This window comes from Streptococcus oralis subsp. dentisani (assembly GCF_007475365.1).
GTDB classification, from domain to species: Bacteria; Bacillota; Bacilli; order Lactobacillales; family Streptococcaceae; genus Streptococcus; species Streptococcus mitis_AX.
Genome location: NZ_CP034442.1, coordinates 155,207 through 174,319 on the forward strand (window position 1 = coordinate 155,207; position 19,113 = coordinate 174,319).

General features: G+C 43.4%; 16 protein-coding genes. 14 read left to right on the top strand and 2 right to left on the bottom strand.

Annotated features, from left to right (window positions below; all coding sequences use genetic code 11):
* The first annotated feature begins 6 nt into the window (after positions 1 to 6).
* Genes rapZ through whiA form a run of 3 tightly spaced genes read left to right on the top strand, consistent with a single transcriptional unit; the run spans position 7 to position 2,779 of the window.
* A complete protein-coding gene (rapZ, locus tag EJF26_RS00840; protein WP_000163027.1) occupies positions 7 to 897 on the top strand; it encodes an RNase adapter RapZ in 891 nt (296 codons plus the stop codon).
* On the top strand, positions 894 to 1,871 hold the full coding sequence (locus EJF26_RS00845; protein WP_001231057.1) for a YvcK family protein: 978 nt from the start codon (positions 894 to 896) through the stop codon (positions 1,869 to 1,871). Before rapZ ends, EJF26_RS00845 begins: the two co-directional genes overlap by 4 nt.
* Positions 1,868 to 2,779: a DNA-binding protein WhiA gene (whiA, locus tag EJF26_RS00850; RefSeq protein ID WP_000011290.1), complete on the top strand. Its 912-nt coding sequence runs from the start codon at positions 1,868 to 1,870 to the stop codon at positions 2,777 to 2,779. The genes EJF26_RS00845 and whiA overlap by 4 nt, the downstream gene beginning before the upstream one ends.
* 451 nt (positions 2,780 to 3,230) lie before the next feature.
* Here whiA and EJF26_RS00855 read toward each other — a convergent pair whose 3' ends face one another.
* Positions 3,231 to 4,199, bottom strand: coding sequence for an NAD(P)/FAD-dependent oxidoreductase (locus tag EJF26_RS00855; protein WP_000081028.1), 969 nt, complete (start codon positions 4,197 to 4,199; stop codon positions 3,231 to 3,233).
* 136 nt (positions 4,200 to 4,335) lie between these two features.
* Here EJF26_RS00855 and cdaA point away from each other — a divergent pair, with 136 nt between their 5' ends.
* From cdaA to EJF26_RS00900, 8 genes are all read left to right on the top strand, one after another.
* The gene (cdaA, locus tag EJF26_RS00865; protein WP_001010980.1) at positions 4,336 to 5,193 is read left to right on the top strand and encodes a diadenylate cyclase CdaA; all 858 of its coding nucleotides are present in this window, start codon (positions 4,336 to 4,338) and stop codon (positions 5,191 to 5,193) included.
* Positions 5,180 to 5,965 carry a CdaR family protein gene (locus EJF26_RS00870; RefSeq protein WP_001230925.1) on the top strand — a complete coding sequence of 262 codons (786 nt, stop codon included), beginning with the start codon at positions 5,180 to 5,182 and terminating at the stop codon, positions 5,963 to 5,965. Before cdaA ends, EJF26_RS00870 begins: the two co-directional genes overlap by 14 nt.
* A 29-nt stretch (positions 5,966 to 5,994) precedes the next feature.
* Complete coding sequence (gene glmM, locus EJF26_RS00875) at positions 5,995 to 7,347, top strand: phosphoglucosamine mutase (protein ID WP_000521442.1); 1,353 nt, start codon at positions 5,995 to 5,997, stop codon at positions 7,345 to 7,347.
* A 73-nt stretch (positions 7,348 to 7,420) separates the two neighbouring features.
* The gene (locus EJF26_RS00880; protein ID WP_001050090.1) at positions 7,421 to 7,795 is read left to right on the top strand and encodes a DUF1149 family protein; all 375 of its coding nucleotides are present in this window, start codon (positions 7,421 to 7,423) and stop codon (positions 7,793 to 7,795) included.
* Between the two features lie 2 nt (positions 7,796 to 7,797).
* A complete protein-coding gene (locus tag EJF26_RS00885; protein ID WP_000762167.1) occupies positions 7,798 to 8,646 on the top strand; it encodes a DegV family protein in 849 nt (282 codons plus the stop codon).
* A gap of 265 nt (positions 8,647 to 8,911) precedes the next feature.
* Positions 8,912 to 9,679 carry a 4-hydroxy-tetrahydrodipicolinate reductase gene (gene dapB, locus EJF26_RS00890; RefSeq protein WP_000027863.1) on the top strand — a complete coding sequence of 256 codons (768 nt, stop codon included), beginning with the start codon at positions 8,912 to 8,914 and terminating at the stop codon, positions 9,677 to 9,679.
* A complete protein-coding gene (locus EJF26_RS00895; protein WP_080563315.1) occupies positions 9,676 to 10,875 on the top strand; it encodes a CCA tRNA nucleotidyltransferase in 1,200 nt (399 codons plus the stop codon). Before dapB ends, EJF26_RS00895 begins: the two co-directional genes overlap by 4 nt.
* A complete protein-coding gene (locus EJF26_RS00900; RefSeq protein ID WP_001279093.1) occupies positions 10,872 to 12,743 on the top strand; it encodes an ABC-F family ATP-binding cassette domain-containing protein in 1,872 nt (623 codons plus the stop codon). Before EJF26_RS00895 ends, EJF26_RS00900 begins: the two co-directional genes overlap by 4 nt.
* A 36-nt stretch (positions 12,744 to 12,779) precedes the next feature.
* On the opposite strand, the gene EJF26_RS00905 is transcribed toward EJF26_RS00900, so the two are convergent.
* Positions 12,780 to 13,964, bottom strand: coding sequence for a cation diffusion facilitator family transporter (locus EJF26_RS00905; RefSeq protein WP_001076588.1), 1,185 nt, complete (start codon positions 13,962 to 13,964; stop codon positions 12,780 to 12,782).
* Between the two features lie 307 nt (positions 13,965 to 14,271).
* On the opposite strand from EJF26_RS00905, the gene EJF26_RS00910 reads away from it, so the two are divergent.
* The 3 genes from EJF26_RS00910 to EJF26_RS00920 all read left to right on the top strand — a co-directional run bounded on the left by EJF26_RS00910 (position 14,272) and on the right by EJF26_RS00920 (position 19,090).
* Positions 14,272 to 16,968, top strand: coding sequence for a cation-translocating P-type ATPase (locus tag EJF26_RS00910; RefSeq protein WP_000032432.1), 2,697 nt, complete (start codon positions 14,272 to 14,274; stop codon positions 16,966 to 16,968).
* 104 nt (positions 16,969 to 17,072) lie between these two features.
* Entirely contained in the window at positions 17,073 to 17,483 is a 411-nt protein-coding gene (locus tag EJF26_RS00915; RefSeq protein WP_000412240.1) for a peptide deformylase, read from the top strand.
* 11 nt (positions 17,484 to 17,494) lie between these two features.
* On the top strand, positions 17,495 to 19,090 hold the full coding sequence (locus EJF26_RS00920; RefSeq protein WP_000821466.1) for a hypothetical protein: 1,596 nt from the start codon (positions 17,495 to 17,497) through the stop codon (positions 19,088 to 19,090).
* Positions 19,091 to 19,113: the final 23 nt, after the last annotated feature.

Here is a 19,113-nt window from a genome sequence, read left to right on the forward strand (position 1 = left end):
AGATAGATGACAAAAAAACAACTTCACCTAGTGATTGTGACAGGGATGAGTGGCGCAGGAAAAACCGTAGCCATTCAATCCTTCGAGGATTTGGGGTATTTCACGATTGACAATCTGCCACCAGCCCTCTTGCCAAAGTTTTTACAGTTGGTCGAAACTAAAGATGATGACCACAAACTGGCCTTGGTTGTAGACATGCGTAGCCGTTCTTTCTTTTCTGAGATTCAGGCTGTTTTGGATGAATTGGAAAACCAGGATGATTTGGATTTCAAAATTCTCTTTTTGGACGCAGCAGATAAGGAATTAGTTGCTCGCTATAAAGAAACCAGACGGAGTCACCCTCTAGCAGCGGATGGTCGGATTTTAGATGGCATCAAGCTGGAACGTGAACTCTTGGCACCTTTGAAAAATATGAGTCAAAATGTGGTGGATACGACAGAACTCACTCCGCGTGAACTTCGTAAAACCATTACTGAGCAATTTTCGGACCAAGAACAAGCCCAGTCTTTCCGTATCGAGGTCATGTCTTTTGGATTTAAGTATGGTATCCCTATTGATGCGGATTTGGTGTTTGATGTCCGTTTCTTGCCAAATCCCTATTACCTACCAGAACTCCGTAATCAGACAGGTGAGGATCAAGCAGTTTATGACTATGTGATGAATCATGAAGAGTCTGAAAGTTTCTATCAGCACTTACTCGCTTTGATTGAACCTATTTTGCCAAGTTACAAAAAAGAAGGCAAGTCCGTCTTGACCATTGCAGTAGGATGTACGGGTGGACAACACCGTAGTGTTGCCTTTGCTAAGCGCATAGCTGAGGATTTATCCAACAACTGGCCTGTCAATGAAAGCCATCGTGACAAAGACAGAAGAAAGGAAACGGTAAACCGTTCATGAGAAAACCAAAGATAACGGTGATTGGTGGAGGAACTGGTATCCCCGTCATTTTGAAAAGCTTGCGAGAAAAGGATGTTGATATTGCGGCCATCGTAACGGTAGCTGATGATGGTGGATCTTCTGGTGAACTAAGAAAGAATATCCAACAACTGACACCACCAGGTGATCTTCGGAATGTTTTGGTGGCCATGTCGGATATGCCTAAGTTTTATGAGAAGGTTTTTCAGTACCGCTTTTCAGAAGAGGCTGGTGCTTTTGCGGGCCATCCACTGGGGAATATCATCATAGCAGGGCTCTCTGAAATGCAAGGATCTACCTACAATGCTATGCAATTACTCAGTAAGTTCTTTCATACAACAGGAAAGATCTACCCCTCAAGCGATCATCCTTTGACACTGCATGCAGTCTTTAAAGACGGTTCTGAGGTGGCAGGTGAGAGCCACATTGCAGATCATCCAGGCATGATCGACCATGTCTATGTGACCAATACCTTGGATGATGAAACACCGCAAGCCAGCCGTCGAGTAGTCAATACCATTCTCGAGAGTGACATGATCGTCTTGGGGCCTGGTTCCCTCTTTACATCGATTTTGCCGAATATTGTCATCGAGGAGATTGGACAGGCTCTCTTGGAGACTAAGGCAGAGATCGCCTATGTCTGCAATATCATGACCCAGCGTGGGGAAACAGAGCACTTTTCAGACAGTGACCACGTGGAAGTCCTCCATCGACACTTAGGTCGGCCTTTTATTGATACGGTCTTGGTCAATATCGAAAAGGTTCCTAGAGAATACATGAATACCAACCGTTTTGATGAATATTTGGTTCAGGTAGAGCATGACTTTGCTGGTCTTTGCAAGCAGGTTCCTCGTGTGATTTCATCCAACTTCCTTCGTTTGGAAAATGGAGGTGCCTTCCACGATGGCGATTTGATTGTAGATGAATTGATGCGCATCATACAGGTGAGAAAATGAGTTTTACAGTTGCAGTAAAAGAGGAAATTCTTGGTCAACATCATCTCAGTCGTCATGAATTGTCTGCCATCATCAAGATGTCTGGCAGTATCGGTCTCTCGACTTCAGGCCTGACCTTGTCCGTCGTGACCGAAAATGCAAAGTTGGCTCGGCATCTCTATGAGTCCTTTCTCCATTTTTATGAGATCAAGTCAGAAATTCGACACCATCAGAGAAGCAATCTTCGTAAGAATCGTGTCTACACGGTCTATACCGATGAGAGGGTGCAGGAGCTTTTAGCTGATTTGCGGCTTGCGGATTCTTTCTTTGGTTTGGAGACAGGCATCGATCCTGATATTTTAGCAGATGAGGAAGCTGGACGTGCCTACCTATGTGGGGCCTTTCTGGCAAATGGTAGCATCCGAGATCCTGAGTCTGGCAAATACCAGTTGGAGATTAGTTCCGTTTATCTGGACCATGCCCAAGGACTGGCCTCTCTCCTCCAGCAATTTTTACTGGATGCCAAGGTCATTGAGCGAAAGAAAGGTGCAGTTACCTATCTCCAGCGTGCAGAAGACATCATGGATTTCTTGATCGTGATTGGCGCTATGCAGGCGCGTGATAATTTTGAGCGCGTCAAGATTTTGCGTGAAACTCGTAACGATCTCAATCGGGCTAATAACGCTGAAACAGCCAATATCGCTCGGACGGTCTCTGCTAGTATGAAGACCATCAATAATATCAGTAAAATCAAAGATAGAATGGGTTTGGAAAATTTACCCGTGGATTTGCAAGAGGTGGCACGGTTGCGGATTCAGCATCCAGACTATTCTATCCAGCAGTTGGCAGATAGCCTGAGTAATCCCCTGACCAAAAGTGGTGTCAACCACAGACTTAGAAAAATAAACAAGATTGCGGATGAGTTATGAAGAGAGAACATAAGATAAGCGAATTTCTAACTTCTATATGTGCTTACGGATACAAATTTGATAAAAAGAAGGGTGTGCTCATACTTTGAATTCTAGAGATATGAAAATAGTTGTAAAAACTTTTAATTCTTGGTACAATAAGACTAAATAAGTAGGGTAGTAGTTTACGAGTGAAAACATGGTATAGCACCGTTGGAAAGTGATGGATTTAGCGAGGGTACACTAAATTTAGTAGTACCTAGCTATTGAAGCATGTGCTATTATCAAGACGACGGTTGAAATCCGTCCGCCTATAATCTTTAGTCCCAATTCAATGTTGGGGCTTTTGTCTTAATTCAGTCTCTTTTTCTACAATCAAAGTAGCCTTTATAATATTTCTAGGGGATTTACACGTTGCAAATAATATAAATCCATTATAAAACCACGAATCAGTTGATCCGTGGTTCTTTTCTTATAAACTGGTCGAGTGTTTGGGTTGAACTTTTTGTTCTGGGTCAATGTAGTTAATGGCATTGTTAACAGCTGTTGGAGCTTCACCTAGTCCTGTAGCGATCAAATCAATCTTACCTTCATAGTAACAGCAGTCCCCGATGGCGTAGATACCTGCTTGACTGGATTCTTGCTTGCTGTTGACGATAATCTTGTGACGGTTGAGGTCTAGACCCCAATTTTTAAGATTGCCGACAGATGATTTGAAACCATAGTTGACAAAGAGATGGTCTACTTCGATAGTTTCAGTTTCATCTGATTTAACTTTTGTGATTTCTAGTTTATCGAGTGTTTTTCCATCTCCGATAAGTTGGCTAGGAACGAACGGTGTCTTGATGGTCACAGATGATTCTTGTAGGGCTTGCACACTATGTTCCAAGGCGCGGAAATTATCTCTGCGGTGAACGAGAGTGGTTGGGGCAATCTTTTCAAAAGCCAGAGCCCAGTCCACTGCTGAGTCCCCACCACCAAGGATGGTCACTTTCTTACCAGCGTATTGCTGGATGTTGGCAACGTGGTAGTGGATATTTTCATAGTTTTCGACGCCATCTAATTCGAGCGGACGCGGTTTAAAGGCGCCACCCCCCATGGCAATGATGACTGTTTTAGTCAGGTGGCTTCCTTTGTTGGTGGTGATGGTAAATCCTTCATCTTGTTTTTCAATCTCAAGAACGGTTTCGTTGAGGTGAACAGGTGTTTCAAAGCCGTTTAGCTGCTCAATCAAGCGATTGGTAAGCTCCTCTCCAGTTAAGTTTGGAAAACCTGGCACGTCAAGGATTTGCTTCTCAGGATAAAGGATGGCAGGCTGACCACCGAGCTGGGGAAGGGAGTCGATGATTTGGACTTTGGCTTGGCGGAGGTGGGCGTAAAAGGCAGCAAAGAGGCCGACAGGACCGCCACCAACAATGGTAATATCATAGAGTTGAGACATGATTTCTCCTTCGTTTTTTCTAGTCAGTTTATTTTATCATATTTTTAATCAAATTAAAATGAAGCAGGATAGGGAAAAAATTGTTAGAAAATGGTATAATAGGACGGAACGTGTTTTGATAGGGAGGGAACCAGGGATGAATTTTCAGCAATTTTCCAACTTGCAATATTGGACGAGTTTGTTTTCAAGTCCTTGGACTATAGTCATCAATCTGATTGATATTCTGATTGTGACTTATATTTTGTATCATTTTACAAAGGCCATTGCAGGTACTAAAATCATGATCTTGGTGCGGGGGGTTTTGGTCTTCATTCTAGCTCAAATTCTCTCCAATATGATTGGTTTAACGACTATTTCTTGGTTGATCAATCAAATCATCACTTATGGGGTCATTGCAGCAGTAGTCATTTTTTCACCAGAGATTCGGACGGGTCTAGAGCGGTTGGGCCGGGCAACGGATTTCTTTTCCAATGCTCCGATTAGTGCAGAGGAGCAGATGATTCGTGCCTTTGTCAAATCAGTCGAATACATGAGTCCTCGTAAGATTGGTGCTTTGGTAGCTGTTCAGCGAGTGAGAACCTTGCAGGAATACATCTCGACGGGGATTCCCCTAGATGCCAAGATTTCAGCTGAATTGCTCATCAATATTTTTATTCCTAACACTCCCTTGCACGATGGAGCGGTCATTATCCGAGAAGATCGGATTGCTGTTACTTCAGCCTACTTGCCACTAACTGAAAATACAGAGATTTCCAAAGAGTTTGGAACACGGCATAGGGCGGCGATTGGTTTGTCGGAAGTATCAGATGCTCTTACCTTTGTGGTTTCGGAGGAAACAGGTGGCATCTCAATCACCTATAATGGAGTCTTTAAGCACGATTTGACCTTGGAAGAGTTTGAATCTGAATTGAGAAGAATCTTACTTCCAAAGTCAGAGAAAAAGCAAGGTCTGAAAGAGCGCTTGCTAGGAGGACTGAAACATGAGAAAAAATAGTCTATACATCATTTCTTCCTTCTTTTTCGCCTGCATCCTCTTTATCTATGCGACTTCTACAAACTATCAGAATAATAATAGTGCTAGACAGGTACGAGCTGAAACCTATACCAATACGGTGCTCAATGTACCAATTGATATCCACTATGATAGTGATCAGTACTTTATTAGTGGCTTTACGTCAGAAGTAACGGTTTTCTTGACAGGTTCCAATCGAGTTGCTTTGGCAAGCGAAATGCAGGAAAGTACGCGTAAATTCAAGGTGACAGCTGACTTAACCAATGCCAGTGTAGGGACCATCGAAGTTCCTCTAAACATAGAAAATCTACCAAGTGGTTTGACCGCTGTTGCAACACCGCAAAAGATAACAGTGAAGGTCGGTAAAAAAGCAAAACGAGACAATGTAATCGTTGTGCCAGAGATTGATCCTAACCAGATTGATTCTCGCGTGAAAATCGATACAGTTACTGTGTCAGATGAAAAAGTAACGGTTATTAGTGATGAGGAAACCCTCTCCAAAGTAGATCGTGTCATTGCCATCTTACCGACGAGTGAACGGATAACGGGTAACTACTCGGCTTCTGTTCCTCTACAAGCAGTTGATAAAAATGGAAATGTCTTGCCAAGCGTCATTATGCCATTTGACACTACTATGAAAATTACAACGAAACCAGTATCGTCTAGTTCGAGCTCATCATCAACGAGCTCCTCAGCTAGTGGTTCGTCTTCAACGAGTTCAGAAACGAAACCAGACTCGTCTAAACAAGAATAAAAAATTAACAGAAAAGGATGATTAACAAAATGGGTAAATATTTTGGGACCGATGGAGTCCGTGGAGAAGCAAACGTGGAATTGACGCCAGAATTGGCCTTTAAACTGGGGCGTTTTGGTGGTTATGTTCTTAGCCAACATGAAACGGAAGCCCCTAAAGTCTTTGTAGGACGTGATACACGTATCTCAGGAGAAATGTTAGAATCTGCCTTGGTGGCAGGTCTCCTCTCTGTAGGGATTCACGTCTACAAACTCGGTGTCCTGGCAACACCAGCAGTAGCTTACTTGGTCAAAACTGAAGGAGCAAGTGCAGGTGTCATGATTTCTGCTAGCCACAACCCAGCCCTTGATAATGGAATTAAGTTCTTTGGTGGGGATGGCTTCAAACTTGATGACGAAAAAGAAGCAGAAATCGAAGCCTTGCTGGATGCTGCTGAAGACACTCTTCCTCGTCCGAGTGCAGAGGGCTTGGGAACCTTGGTGGACTATCCAGAAGGATTGCGTAAGTATGAAGGTTACCTTGTTTCAACGGGAGCTCCTCTTGAGGGATTGAAAGTGGCCTTGGATACAGCCAACGGTGCAGCATCTACAAGTGCTCGTCAGATTTTCGCTGATCTTGGTGCCCAGTTGACAGTTATCGGTGAGACACCAGATGGTCTTAACATCAACTTGAATGTTGGTTCAACACACCCAGAAGCTCTCCAAGAAGTAGTCAAAGAAAGCCAGTCAGCTATTGGTTTGGCCTTTGACGGAGACAGTGACCGCTTGATTGCTGTCGATGAAAATGGAGACATCGTCGATGGTGATAAGATCATGTACATCATCGGGAAATATCTTTCTGAAAAAGGACAGTTGGCTCAAAATACCATCGTGACAACGGTTATGTCTAATCTTGGCTTCCACAAGGCCTTGGATCGTGAAGGCATTAACAAGGCAGTCACTGCAGTTGGAGATCGCTATGTTGTCGAAGAAATGAGAAAATCAGGATACAATCTTGGTGGTGAACAGTCTGGTCACGTTATCTTGATGGATTACAATACAACAGGTGATGGTCAATTATCAGCTGTCCAATTGACCAAAATCATGAAAGAAACAGGTAAGAGCTTGTCTCAACTGGCATCAGAAGTGACGATTTACCCACAAAAATTGGTCAATATCCGAGTGGAAAATGCCATGAAAGAAAAAGCCATGGAAGTACCAGCCATCAAAGCAATCATCGAAAAGATGGAAGAAGAGATGGCAGGGAATGGCCGTATTCTAGTTCGTCCAAGTGGAACAGAACCCCTCTTGCGTGTTATGGCAGAAGCGCCTACAACAGAAGAAGTCAACTACTATGTAGATACGATTGCTGCTGTGGTCAAAGATGAAATCGGAATTGACTAAAGCCTAGAAAAGTAGATGAAATGATAAAAATGTGGTACAATTGCATAGTAAATTGTAGCAATGGGAGAGAAAAATGAATCTTAAACGAGAACAAGAATTTGTTAGCCAGTATCACTTTGATGCTCGTAACTTTGAATGGGAAAATGAAAATGGAGCTCCTGAAACCAAGGTAGACGTGAACTTTCAGTTACTCCAACATGACCAAGAAAACCAAGTAACTTCGCTAGTTGTTATCTTAAGTTTTATGATTGTCTTTGACAAATTTGTCATCAGTGGAACGATTTCTCAAGTTAACCATGTGGAAGGTCGTATTGTCAACGAACCAAGCGAATTTAACCAAGAAGAAGTTGAAAACTTGGCGCGTCCATGCTTGAACATGCTCAACCGTTTGACGTATGAAGTAACAGAAATCGCCTTGGATCTTCCAGGGATCAATTTGGAGTTTTAGTCATGAAACTAGCTGTCATTACAGATTCTTCAGCCTATTTAGAGGAGAATACGCTGCAAAGAGAGAATCTATTTGTCTTGGATATTCCTGTCAATATTGATGGGGAGGAGTATGTCGAAGGTGTGAATCTGACTGCTGGGGAATTTTATCAAAAAATGGCTCAGTCTTCAGAATTGCCTAAGACTAGTCAGCCAAGTATTGCCAAATTGGATGAGATTCTAAGTTCCTTGAAAGAAGAGGGCTACACCCATGTCTTGGGCCTTTTCCTTTCGTCAGGAATTTCAGGTTTTTATCAGAATATCCAATATATGTTGGATGAGTATGAAGGTTTGACCATTGCCTTTCCTGATACTCATATCACAAGTGCTCCTCTAGGATTTATGGTAGAGAGTGCCTTTGAATGGGCAGAACAAGGCGATGATTTTGCTCAGATTCAGGAAAAATTAGCTATCCAAATCACTGATAACTCAGCCTTTATCATAGTAGATGACCTCGACCACTTGGTTAAGGGAGGTCGTCTGTCAAATGGGGCGGCCATCCTAGGAAATCTTCTCAGTATCAAGCCCATTCTTTACTTCAATGACCAAGGTGTAATTGAAGTTTACGAAAAAGTTCGTACGGAAAAGAAGGCAACCAAACGTTTGGTCGAAATCATTAAAGAGTTGACAAAAGATGGGGACTATCGTATCACTGTCATTCATGGCAATGCTCCCCAAAAGGCGGCAGATTTGCGCCAACTCTTGATTGAGGGTGGTGTGAATTCTGAGATTCCAATTGTTAGCTTTGGTAGTGTCATTGGGACCCACCTTGGAGAAGGCAGTATCGCCTTGAGCTATACGCCCGTTGTCTAGATTTGTCTGGGCGGGCTTTGTATTTTAGCAATTGAACACAGACTATCTGCCTCTTGAAAAAAGATGCCTGTCTTGCCTTTTGTGGAAAGTCAGCGCCATTCCCTATTTTTCATGGGCAACTAATGTCCTTTGTATCTTGATAATTGAACACGCCTGGAACCCTGTGTGAAAAAGATAGTTCTTCCAAGGAGTAGACACTCCTTGATCAGAACTCCTATTTTCACTTTGTGTTCTTACAGGCTTTGTATCTTAGACAGGAGTAGAGATGAGTATTCGAGTAATTATTGCCGGTTTTAAGGGAAAGATGGGCCAAGCTGCTTGTCAGATGGTCTTGGCTGATCCAGACTTGGACTTGGTCGCAGTTTTGGATCCTTTTGAGTTTGAGTCAGAATGGCAGGGGATTCCTGTCTTCAATGATAAGGTTGACTTGGCTGGTTTTGAAGCAGATGTCTGGGTAGACTTTACTACACCAGCCGTTGCCTACGAAAATACACGCTTTGCTCTTGAAAATGGCTTTGCTCCAGTAGTTGGAACAACAGGATTCACTAGTGAAGAAATTACAGAACTAAAAGCATTTTCCCGTAAACAAGATTTGGGTGGCTTGATTGCTCCTAACTTTGCCCTGGGAGCTGTCTTGCTTATGCAATTTGCGGCGCAGGCTGCCAAATATTTCCCAAATGTGGAGATTATCGAGCTCCATCATGACAAGAAAAAAGATGCTCCGAGCGGAACAGCCATTAAAACGGCTGAGTTGATTGCGGAAGTGCGAGAGTCTATCCAACAAGGTGCGCCTGATGAGGAAGAATTGATTGCTGGTGCCCGTGGTGCTGATTTTGATGGCATGCGGATCCACTCAGTTCGTTTGCCAGGCTTAGTAGCTCATCAAGAAGTTATCTTTGGCAATCAGGGAGAAGGCTTGACCCTTCGTCATGACTCCTATGATCGCAGCTCCTTCATGACAGGGGTCAATTTGGGAATAAAAGAAGTTGTCAAGCGTCATGAGCTTGTCTATGGATTAGAACACTTATTATGAGATTAGCGCAAATGCCTTCTGAATTTCAGAAGGCTTTACCAGTATTAGAAAAAATTAAAGAAGCAGGCTTTGAGGCCTATTTTGTTGGGGGCTCTGTTCGAGATGCCCTCCTCAATCGTCCCATCCATGATGTGGACATCGCAACTTCTTCCTACCCAGAGGAGACAAAGCAGATTTTTCCGCGAACAGCCGATATTGGAATCGAGCACGGAACTGTTTTAGTTTTAGATGGCGATGAGGAGTATGAGGTAACCACCTTTCGAACTGAAGATGTCTATGTGGATTATCGCAGACCTAGTGCGGTTTCCTTTGTACGTTCGCTAGAAGAAGACCTCAAGCGCCGTGATTTCACAGTTAATGCCTTTGCTTTGGATGAGACAGGCGAAATTATTGACTTGTTTCAGGGTTTAGAGGATTTGAAAAACCAAGTCCTGCGAGCAGTTGGAGTGGCTAGTGAGCGTTTCAACGAAGATGCTCTGCGGATTATGCGTGGTTTCCGTTTTCAGGCCAGTCTCGGTTTTAAACTTGAGTCAGAAACTTTTGAGGCGATGAAGACTTTGACGCCGCTTTTGGAGAAAATTTCTGTGGAGCGCACCTTCGTTGAGTTTGATAAACTCTTGCTGGCACCTTTTTGGCGAATTGGTCTGTCTTCCATGATTGAGAGTCGAGCTTATGATTATCTCCCTGATATGGCAGGGAGCCAGGACAAGCTCAACAAACTGTTTGATTTGGAGGCGGATTTCACTTTTGAATCTTCTGAACAAGCCTGGGCGGCTCTATTGTGGGCTTTGGAGATTAAAGATGCACAGCCATTTTTGAAGGCATGGAAAACCTCACGCCAGTTTGCCAAGCAGGTTCAGGATTTGCTTACTATTTTGGCTTTGCGAGAAGAAGGTGAGCTGAGCAAGCGTGATTGTTACCGATTTGACTTGGATTCCCTTCTACAAGCTGAAAGTCTTCGTCAGGCCCAAGGAAAAGAAGTCAACCCACAAGCTATTACAGAAACTTACCATAGTTTGACCATTCATGACAAGAAAGAAATTCAGATTAACGGTGGAATTTTGATTAAGGAATATGGTTACCAGCCAGGACCAGACTTGGGAGAGATTTTAACAGAGATTGAGTTTGCCATTGTCGATGGAGAATTGGAAAATGATCGTCAAGCAATCCATGCTTACCTGAGGGAGAAAAAATGAGTGATTTTATCGTTGAAAAACTAAGCAAATCCGTTGGAGACAAGACCGTTTTTAAAGATATTTCCTTTATTATCCATGATTTGGATAGAATCGGTCTGATTGGTGTCAATGGAACGGGTAAGACCACCCTTTTAGATGTTCTATCAGGTGTTTCAGGCTTTGATGGGGATGTCAGTCCTTTTTTAGCAAAGAGTGATTACAAGATTGGCTACCTGACTCAGGATCCAGAGTTCGATGATAGTAAGACGGTCTTGGATACGGTTCTATCCAGCGACCTCAAGGAAATCCAGCTCATTCGTGAGTATGAACTCCTCATGCTCAACTATAGCGAGGACAAGCAGGCGCGTTTGGAACGGGTCATGGCTGAGATGGATTCCCTCCAAGCATGGGAAATTGAGAGTCAGGTCAAGACTGTTCTCAGCAAGTTGGGGATTCAGGACTTGTCGACTCCAGTTGGGGAATTGTCAGGTGGTCTGAGAAGACGGGTCCAGTTGGCGCAAGTTCTCCTAGGAAACCACGATCTCTTGCTACTGGATGAGCCGACCAACCATCTGGACATTGCGACCATCGAGTGGCTGACCCTCTTTTTGAAAAATTCCAAGAAGACGGTTCTCTTTATCACCCATGATCGTTATTTTCTAGATGCACTTTCAACGCGGATTTTCGAGTTGGACCGAGCAGGCTTGACCGAGTATCAGGGCAATTATCAGGACTATGTTCGCCTAAAAGCGGAACAAGATGAGCGTGATGCAGCACTTCTCCACAAAAAGGAACAACTCTATAAGCAAGAATTAGCCTGGATGCGCAGACAACCGCAAGCGCGTGCGACCAAGCAGCAGGCTCGTATCAATCGTTTCCACGACTTGAAAAAGGAAGTTTCAGATAATCCTACTGAGACAGACTTAACCATGAACTTTGAGACCAGTCGGATTGGGAAGAAAGTCATCGAGTTTAAAGATGTTTCCTTCGCTTATGAGAACAAGCCGATTTTACAAGATTTTAACTTCTTGGTACAAGCTAAAGACCGTATCGGTATCGTTGGGGACAACGGTGTGGGAAAATCCACCCTGCTCAATCTCATCGCAGGAAGTCTTGAGCCAACAGCAGGTCAAGTTGTGATTGGGGAAACCGTTCGTATCGCTTATTTCTCTCAACAAATCGAAGGCTTGGATGAAAGCAAACGAGTCATCAATTATCTGCAGGAAGTAGCAGAAGAGGTCAAGACCAATGGTGGTTCTACGACTTCCATCGCTGAGTTGCTAGAACAATTCCTTTTCCCACGTTCGACGCATGGAACCCTGATTGAGAAATTGTCTGGTGGAGAGAAAAAACGTCTTTATCTTCTCAAACTTCTCCTGGAAAAACCAAATGTTCTCCTTTTGGACGAGCCGACAAATGACCTAGATATTGCGACCTTGACAGTTTTGGAGAATTTCTTGCAAGGTTTTGCTGGGCCTGTCTTGACAGTTAGCCACGATCGTTATTTCTTGGATAAGGTAGCGACCAAGATTCTCGCCTTTGAGAATGGCAAGATTCGTCCTTTCTTTGGTCATTATACCGACTATCTTGATGAAAAAAACTTTGAAACAGAGATGGCCGATGAAGTGCAAAAGGCAGAAAAGGAGAAAGTGGTCAAGGTCCGTGAAGACAAGAAACGTATGACCTACCAAGAAAAGCAGGAGTGGGCAAGCATTGAAGGAGATATTGAAGCCTTGGAAAATCGTATCGCAGTCATTGAAGAAGAAATGCAGGCAAATGGCTCTGATTTTGGCAAACTAGCGCCCCTTCAGAAAGAGCTAGACGAGAAAAACGAAGAACTCCTTGAAAAATACGAACGCTATGAATACCTAAGTGAGTTTGATAGTTAGAAGAATAGAAAAATCCCGTCTTATGACAGGATTTCTCTATTCTTTTTTTGTCTCTTGATGAAAGATATTTTGCCAAGTCTCATGGCGACGCCAGATACTGGTGTGGACGATACCATCTAGCTCATAGCAAATGAGTTTGGTTTTCTGACTAATGGAGGTAATCTGAATGTCCTTAATCGCAGCTTTAAGTTCTTTTTCAGACTTATAAGTTTCTTTGTCCATCTGCTCGCCATCTTGACGGATATAGATAAAGTCTTCAGCAAGGAGTTCTTCTAGTTGATTTCCCTGATCAATCAATTGCTCTCGCATGAGCAGTTTTTTGTAGGCATTGTCTAAAATCTCGTCCTCAGGTATGGGAGCTGGCTCGATATGGACATCGGTATCAAAGACCCCAAAACGCTCTTCCAGCATAGATTCGACTTGATCCGCAATCTCGTGACTTTCATAAACAGACAAGTCGGGATTCATCTCTAGCGTGATATCAAGGTAGATGTTGCTACCGTAGGTGCGTCCTCTTTGGGATTTGACCTTACTAATCTTTGGAATTTCCATGATGGCCTTTTGGTAGTCCTCTAGCAAACGGTCGTCAAAACCATCTGAAAGACTGAAGGAAGACTCGATAAAGATATCATAGGCTGTCTTTAAGATAAAGAAGGTGATAATGATAGCGACCAATTTATCCACGATTGGATAGTTGAAACTGCTGGCTAGGATAGCAATGGAAGTCCCAAGCGAAGTCACAGCATCGGAAAGATTGTCCTTGGCAGCTGCCTTGAGAGACTTGGATTTGGATTTCTTACTGAGGCGAGTATTATAGAGATAAACGGCAAACATGACCGCTGCAGAAATGATTCCTAGAAATGCTCCCAGAGGATCGATAATTGTTTGTTCCCGACTGAGAATTTTTTGAATGGTGTCCCGAAGAACATCAAAGCCAACGTAGAACATGATGATGGAAGTAATCAAACTAGCCAAATCTTCAATTTTCCAGTGACCGAAACGATGATCACGGTCTGCAGGTTGGCGCGCCATCCGAATACCAATCAGAAGAGCAACATTTCCGATAATATCTGATACGTTGTTGAAACCATCCGCTACCAAACTGGAAGAATGTAGGAGGTGGCCAGTCGCTAATTTTGCCGTAGACAAGAGGAGGTAGGTCGAAATGCTGATAATGGCACCACGTTCCGCCAACTTGAGATTTGACATGGATTGGTTCATCGGACTTCCTTTCTAGTGCTGAGATTCTGTTTTCATTATACTGGTTTTCATGGGAAAATTCAAATTTAGTCTTGTTTCATCGGATTTTAATTCTTGAAAATTGTTCAAATTTTGATATAATAGTACTACTCAAGGGAGTAGCTGGCAGAAACCTGTGATAGTGTCGTCATTCCGAATTTTATACTGCAAAGTATTCTTTCCGGCGCTATCTTAAACAGCGAGACTTGTTATGATTAACAGGTCTCTTTTTGTTTGTCATAAAACCAAAAGAGAACTTGTTTTGCACACAAAGTCAAGGAGGAGACACATGTCAAAAGAACAAAAACGCCAAGCGTTTTATACTCAAAGTCCTGAAGAGGTCTTGAAGTCGGTTGAAGCAACTGAGCAAGGTCTTTCGTCAAGCGAAGCGCAGAAACGCCTAGCTGAATATGGACGCAATGAACTGGAAGAGGGTGAGAAAAAATCTCTCCTAGTCAAGTTTATCGAGCAATTTAAGGATTTGATGATTATCATCCTAGTTGCAGCGGCTATCTTGTCAGTCGTAACTTCTGGTGGGGAAGATATCGCAGATGCTATCATTATCCTAGCCGTTGTTATCATCAATGCTGCCTTCGGTGTTTACCAAGAAGGAAAAGCAGAAGAAGCCATCGAAGCCCTCAAATCTATGTCCAGTCTAGCTGCTCGCGTTATTCGTGATGGACACATGGCAGAAATTGATTCCAAAGAATTGGTGCCAGGAGATATCGTTGCCCTTGAAGCAGGTGACGTAGTGCCAGCAGACCTACGTTTGCTAGAAGCTAATTCTCTTAAAATCGAAGAAGCAGCTTTGACAGGTGAGTCTGTTCCAGTTGAAAAAGACTTGACCGTAGAGCTCGCTGCCGATGCTGGTATTGGTGACCGTGTCAATATGGCCTTCCAAAACTCAAATGTGACTTATGGTCGTGGTCTTGGTGTTGTTGTCAATACAGGTATGTACACTGAAGTGGGTCATATCGCTGGCATGCTCCAAGATGCTGACGAGACTGACACGCCACTCAAACAAAACTTGAACAACCTTTCTAAGGTCTTGACCTATGCAATTTTGGTCATTGCCCTTGTTACTTTTGTAGTTGGAGTCTTCATTCAAGGCAAAGATCCACTTGGTGAGTTGATGACCTCTGTTGCGCTTGCTGTTGCAGCCATTCCAGAAGGACTCCCAGCTATCGTGACGATCGTTCTTGCCCTCGGTACTCAAGTTTTGGCCAAACGAAACTCTATCGTTCGTAAGTTGCCTGCAGTAGAAACGCTTGGTTCGACTGAAATCATCGCTTCTGATAAGACTGGTACGCTTACCATGAACAAGATGACCGTCGAGAAAGTCTTCTATGACGCAGTCCTACATGACTCAGCTGATGATATTGAACTCGGCTTGGACATGCCGCTTCTTCGTTCAGTTGTTTTGGCCAATGATACCAAGATTGATGCAGAAGGAAACCTGATCGGGGATCCAACGGAAACAGCCTTCATCCAGTATGCCTTGGATAAGGGCTATGATGTTAAAGGGTTCTTAGAGAAATATCCTCGTGTAGCTGAATTGCCGTTTGACTCAGATCGTAAACTCATGTCCACGGTTCATCCATTGCCAGATGGTAAATTCCTCGTGGCAGTTAAGGGGGCTCCAGATCAACTTTTGAAACGTTGTGTTGCTCGTGATAAAGCTGGAGATGTCGCTCCGATTGATAATCAAGTCAATGACTTAATTCACACAAACAACTCTGAAATGGCTCACCAAGCCTTGCGTGTCCTTGCAGGTGCTTATAAGATTATTGATAGCATTCCAGAAAACTTGACTTCTGAAGAACTGGAAAACAACTTGATCTTTACTGGATTGATTGGTATGATTGACCCTGAGCGTGCCGAAGCAGCAGAAGCTGTTCGTGTCGCTAAAGAAGCGGGAATCCGTCCGATCATGATTACGGGTGACCATCAAGACACAGCAGAAGCTATTGCCAAACGATTGGGAATTATCGATGAAAATGACTCGGAAGACCATGTTTTGACTGGTGCGGAACTCAACGAACTTTCTGATGAAGAATTTGAAAAAGTAGTTGGTCAATATTCCGTTTACGCGCGTGTATCCCCTGAACACAAGGTTCGTATCGTGAAGGCTTGGCAAAACCAAGGTAAGGTTGTTGCCATGACAGGTGACGGTGTTAATGATGCGCCAGCTCTGAAAACAGCCGACATTGGTATCGGTATGGGAATCACTGGTACAGAGGTTTCTAAGGGTGCTTCTGATATGATTCTTGCGGATGATAACTTTGCGACCATCATCGTCGCAGTTGAAGAAGGACGTAAGGTCTTCTCAAACATTCAAAAGACCATCCAGTACCTACTTTCTGCCAATACGGCTGAAGTATTAACCATCTTCTTATCAACCTTGTTTGGTTGGGATGTCCTACAGCCAGTTCATCTCTTGTGGATTAACTTGGTAACCGATACCTTCCCAGCTATTGCTCTTGGTGTTGAGCCTGCTGAGCCAGGTGTTATGACCCATAAACCACGTGGACGCAAGTCAAGCTTCTTCTCAGGTGGGGTCATGAGTTCCATTATTTATCAAGGTGTACTCCAAGGGGCACTCGTCTTGACTGTTTATGGTCTTGCTCTTGCTTATCCGGTCCATGTAGGAGATAATCAAGCCATTCACGCAGATGCCCTTACTATGGCCTTTGCAACACTTGGTCTGATTCAGCTCTTCCATGCCTACAACGTCAAGTCTGTTTACCAATCCATCTTGACAGTCGGACCATTCAAGTCTAAGACCTTCAACTGGTCTATCTTGGTATCCTTCATCCTCTTGATGGCAACAATCGTTGTAGAACCGCTTGAAGGTATCTTCCACGTAACCAAACTAGACTTGTCGCAATGGGCTATTGTTCTAGCTGGAAGCTTCTCAATGATACTTATCGTCGAAATCGTCAAGTTTGTTCAACGTAAACTTGGTCTTGATAAGAACGCGATTTAAAAAGAAAGTCATCTTCGGATGGCTTTTTTTGCATTTGAGGGAAAGGACTAGAAGTTGCTCCCTTTTGTGCTATAATAAAGTAAAGTTGTAAGGAGTGAAAGAGAATGGAAAAGAAAATTGTCCGAGATGCCTTATTTTTGTCGCAGGTCTCGAAACCTGCAAGTCAGGAAGACCTTTATCTGGCTAAGGATTTGCAGGATACCCTGCTGGCTAATCGCGAAACCTGTGTCGGTCTGGCAGCAAATATGATTGGGGTGCGGAAGCGCGTGATTATCTTTAATCTTGGCTTGGTTCCCATGGTCATGTTTAACCCCATTCTTCTTTCCTATAAAGGACCTTACGAGACAGAGGAAGGTTGTTTGTCTTTGACTGGGGTGCGACCGACGACTCGTTATGAAACGATTACGGTTTCTTATCGTGATAGTAAGTGGCAGGAACAGACCATTACGTTAACAGGTTTTCCAGCTCAGATCTGCCAACATGAACTGGATCATTTGGAAGGACGGATTATTTAGGAGGAACTCAGATGAAACGCATACTATTTGAACTTGTTTTTATCGCAACGACTTGGTATATCTTTTTACCACCACTGAATCTTACCAGTTGGGAATTCATCTTCTTTCTCTGTGGGCATCTGGTGGTGATGGGGATTTTGTTTAGTTTCCGCAAGGATACCAATCTCCTCAAAACTGTTCATGTACGTCATGGCAAGGCTGCCAAAGATCTCAATCTAGAAGGATTCCTTTTTACCAAACTTAGTAGAGGATTGTTTCTGACTGCAGGTATCATTTTTGCCCTTGCTGGTCTGGTAAGCCTAGTAACCTCTAGCTTTTTCCAAGCAAAAAATTATGCTAATGTGGTGTCCATCACAGAAAAAGACTTTAAAGATTTTCCTAAGAGTGATACCAGTAAGGTTCCAATTCTAGATCGGAGCACTGCGGAGAAGATTGGAGACCGTTATCTAGGCTCTTTGACGGATAAGGTCTCCCAGTACGTAGCAGCAGATACTTATACCCAGCTGACGGTTGATGGCAAACCTTATCGAGTGACTCCTTTGGAGTATGCCGACCCGATCAAATGGTTTAATAATCAGTCTAAGGGAATTGGCGAGTATATCAAGGTTGATATGGTGACAGGAAATGCGGAATTGGTGGATTTAAAAACGCCAATGAAGTATTCAGACTCTGAGTATTTTAACCGAGACGTCAAACGCCATCTTCGGATCAAGTACCCAACCAAGATTTTTAAAACGCCCTCCTTTGAGGTGGATGATGAAGGCCATCCTTTCTATGTAGCAACCGTTTATCAAAAACAGTTTGGTCTAGGAGTCCCTCGTCCTTCGTCTGTTATTATCTTAGACGCCACCAATGGAGAAACCAAGGAATACAGCTTGTATGAAGTACCAGAATGGGTGGATCGTGTCTATCCAGCAGAAGAAACCATCCAGCAAATCAACTACAACGGCAAGTATAAAGACGGCTTCTGGAATGCCCTGATTTCTAAGAAAAATGTTACCCAAACGACAGAAGGCTATAACTATCTTTCTATCGGAAATGATATTTATCTTTACACGGGGGTGACCTCTGCAAACGCTGATGAAAGTAATCTAGGATTTATCCTTGAAAATATGCGCACTGGTGAAATCACCAAGTACAATCTAGCTTCAGCAACCGAAGAATCTGCCCGTGCTTCCGCAGAAGGAGCAGTTCAAGAGAAGGCCTACAAGGCTACCTTCCCTATCCTTGTCAATCTCAATGACAAACCGCTCTATATCATGGGCTTGAAGGACAATGCAGGCTTGGTCAAGGAGTATGCATTGGTCGATGCCGTGGAGTACCAAAATGTCATCGTAGCAACTACGGTAGATGAACTCCTCAGCAAGTATGCCAATAAAAACGACCTAGAGCTGGATAATGAAACGGTAGAAAACATCAAGGGAGTGATTTCAGACCTTAAATCAGCTGTCATCAAGGGGGATACCGTCTACTTCTTTAAAGTTGATGGCAAGATTTATAAGGTCAAGGCTTCTGTGTCAGACGACCTTCCTTACCTCGAAAATGGCCAATCCTTCGAAGGTCAAGTTGGAAAAGATAACTATCTCAAAACATTTAAAGTCAAGTAAAAGAAACCTCGGTATGAACCGAG

What these genes read in the sequence shown, in the direction of transcription:
- rapZ (WP_000163027.1), top strand. Translation starts at nt 7, where the DNA reads ATGACAAAAAAACAACTTCACCTAGTGATTGTGACAGGGATGAGTGGC.
- EJF26_RS00845 (WP_001231057.1), top strand. Translation starts at nt 894, where the DNA reads ATGAGAAAACCAAAGATAACGGTGATTGGTGGAGGAACTGGTATCCCC.
- whiA (WP_000011290.1), top strand. Translation starts at nt 1,868, where the DNA reads ATGAGTTTTACAGTTGCAGTAAAAGAGGAAATTCTTGGTCAACATCAT.
- EJF26_RS00855 (WP_000081028.1), bottom strand. Translation starts at nt 4,199, where the DNA reads ATGTCTCAACTCTATGATATTACCATTGTTGGTGGCGGTCCTGTCGGC.
- cdaA (WP_001010980.1), top strand. Translation starts at nt 4,336, where the DNA reads ATGAATTTTCAGCAATTTTCCAACTTGCAATATTGGACGAGTTTGTTT.
- EJF26_RS00870 (WP_001230925.1), top strand. Translation starts at nt 5,180, where the DNA reads ATGAGAAAAAATAGTCTATACATCATTTCTTCCTTCTTTTTCGCCTGC.
- glmM (WP_000521442.1), top strand. Translation starts at nt 5,995, where the DNA reads ATGGGTAAATATTTTGGGACCGATGGAGTCCGTGGAGAAGCAAACGTG.
- EJF26_RS00880 (WP_001050090.1), top strand. Translation starts at nt 7,421, where the DNA reads ATGAATCTTAAACGAGAACAAGAATTTGTTAGCCAGTATCACTTTGAT.
- EJF26_RS00885 (WP_000762167.1), top strand. Translation starts at nt 7,798, where the DNA reads ATGAAACTAGCTGTCATTACAGATTCTTCAGCCTATTTAGAGGAGAAT.
- dapB (WP_000027863.1), top strand. Translation starts at nt 8,912, where the DNA reads ATGAGTATTCGAGTAATTATTGCCGGTTTTAAGGGAAAGATGGGCCAA.
- EJF26_RS00895 (WP_080563315.1), top strand. Translation starts at nt 9,676, where the DNA reads ATGAGATTAGCGCAAATGCCTTCTGAATTTCAGAAGGCTTTACCAGTA.
- EJF26_RS00900 (WP_001279093.1), top strand. Translation starts at nt 10,872, where the DNA reads ATGAGTGATTTTATCGTTGAAAAACTAAGCAAATCCGTTGGAGACAAG.
- EJF26_RS00905 (WP_001076588.1), bottom strand. Translation starts at nt 13,964, where the DNA reads ATGAACCAATCCATGTCAAATCTCAAGTTGGCGGAACGTGGTGCCATT.
- EJF26_RS00910 (WP_000032432.1), top strand. Translation starts at nt 14,272, where the DNA reads ATGTCAAAAGAACAAAAACGCCAAGCGTTTTATACTCAAAGTCCTGAA.
- EJF26_RS00915 (WP_000412240.1), top strand. Translation starts at nt 17,073, where the DNA reads ATGGAAAAGAAAATTGTCCGAGATGCCTTATTTTTGTCGCAGGTCTCG.
- EJF26_RS00920 (WP_000821466.1), top strand. Translation starts at nt 17,495, where the DNA reads ATGAAACGCATACTATTTGAACTTGTTTTTATCGCAACGACTTGGTAT.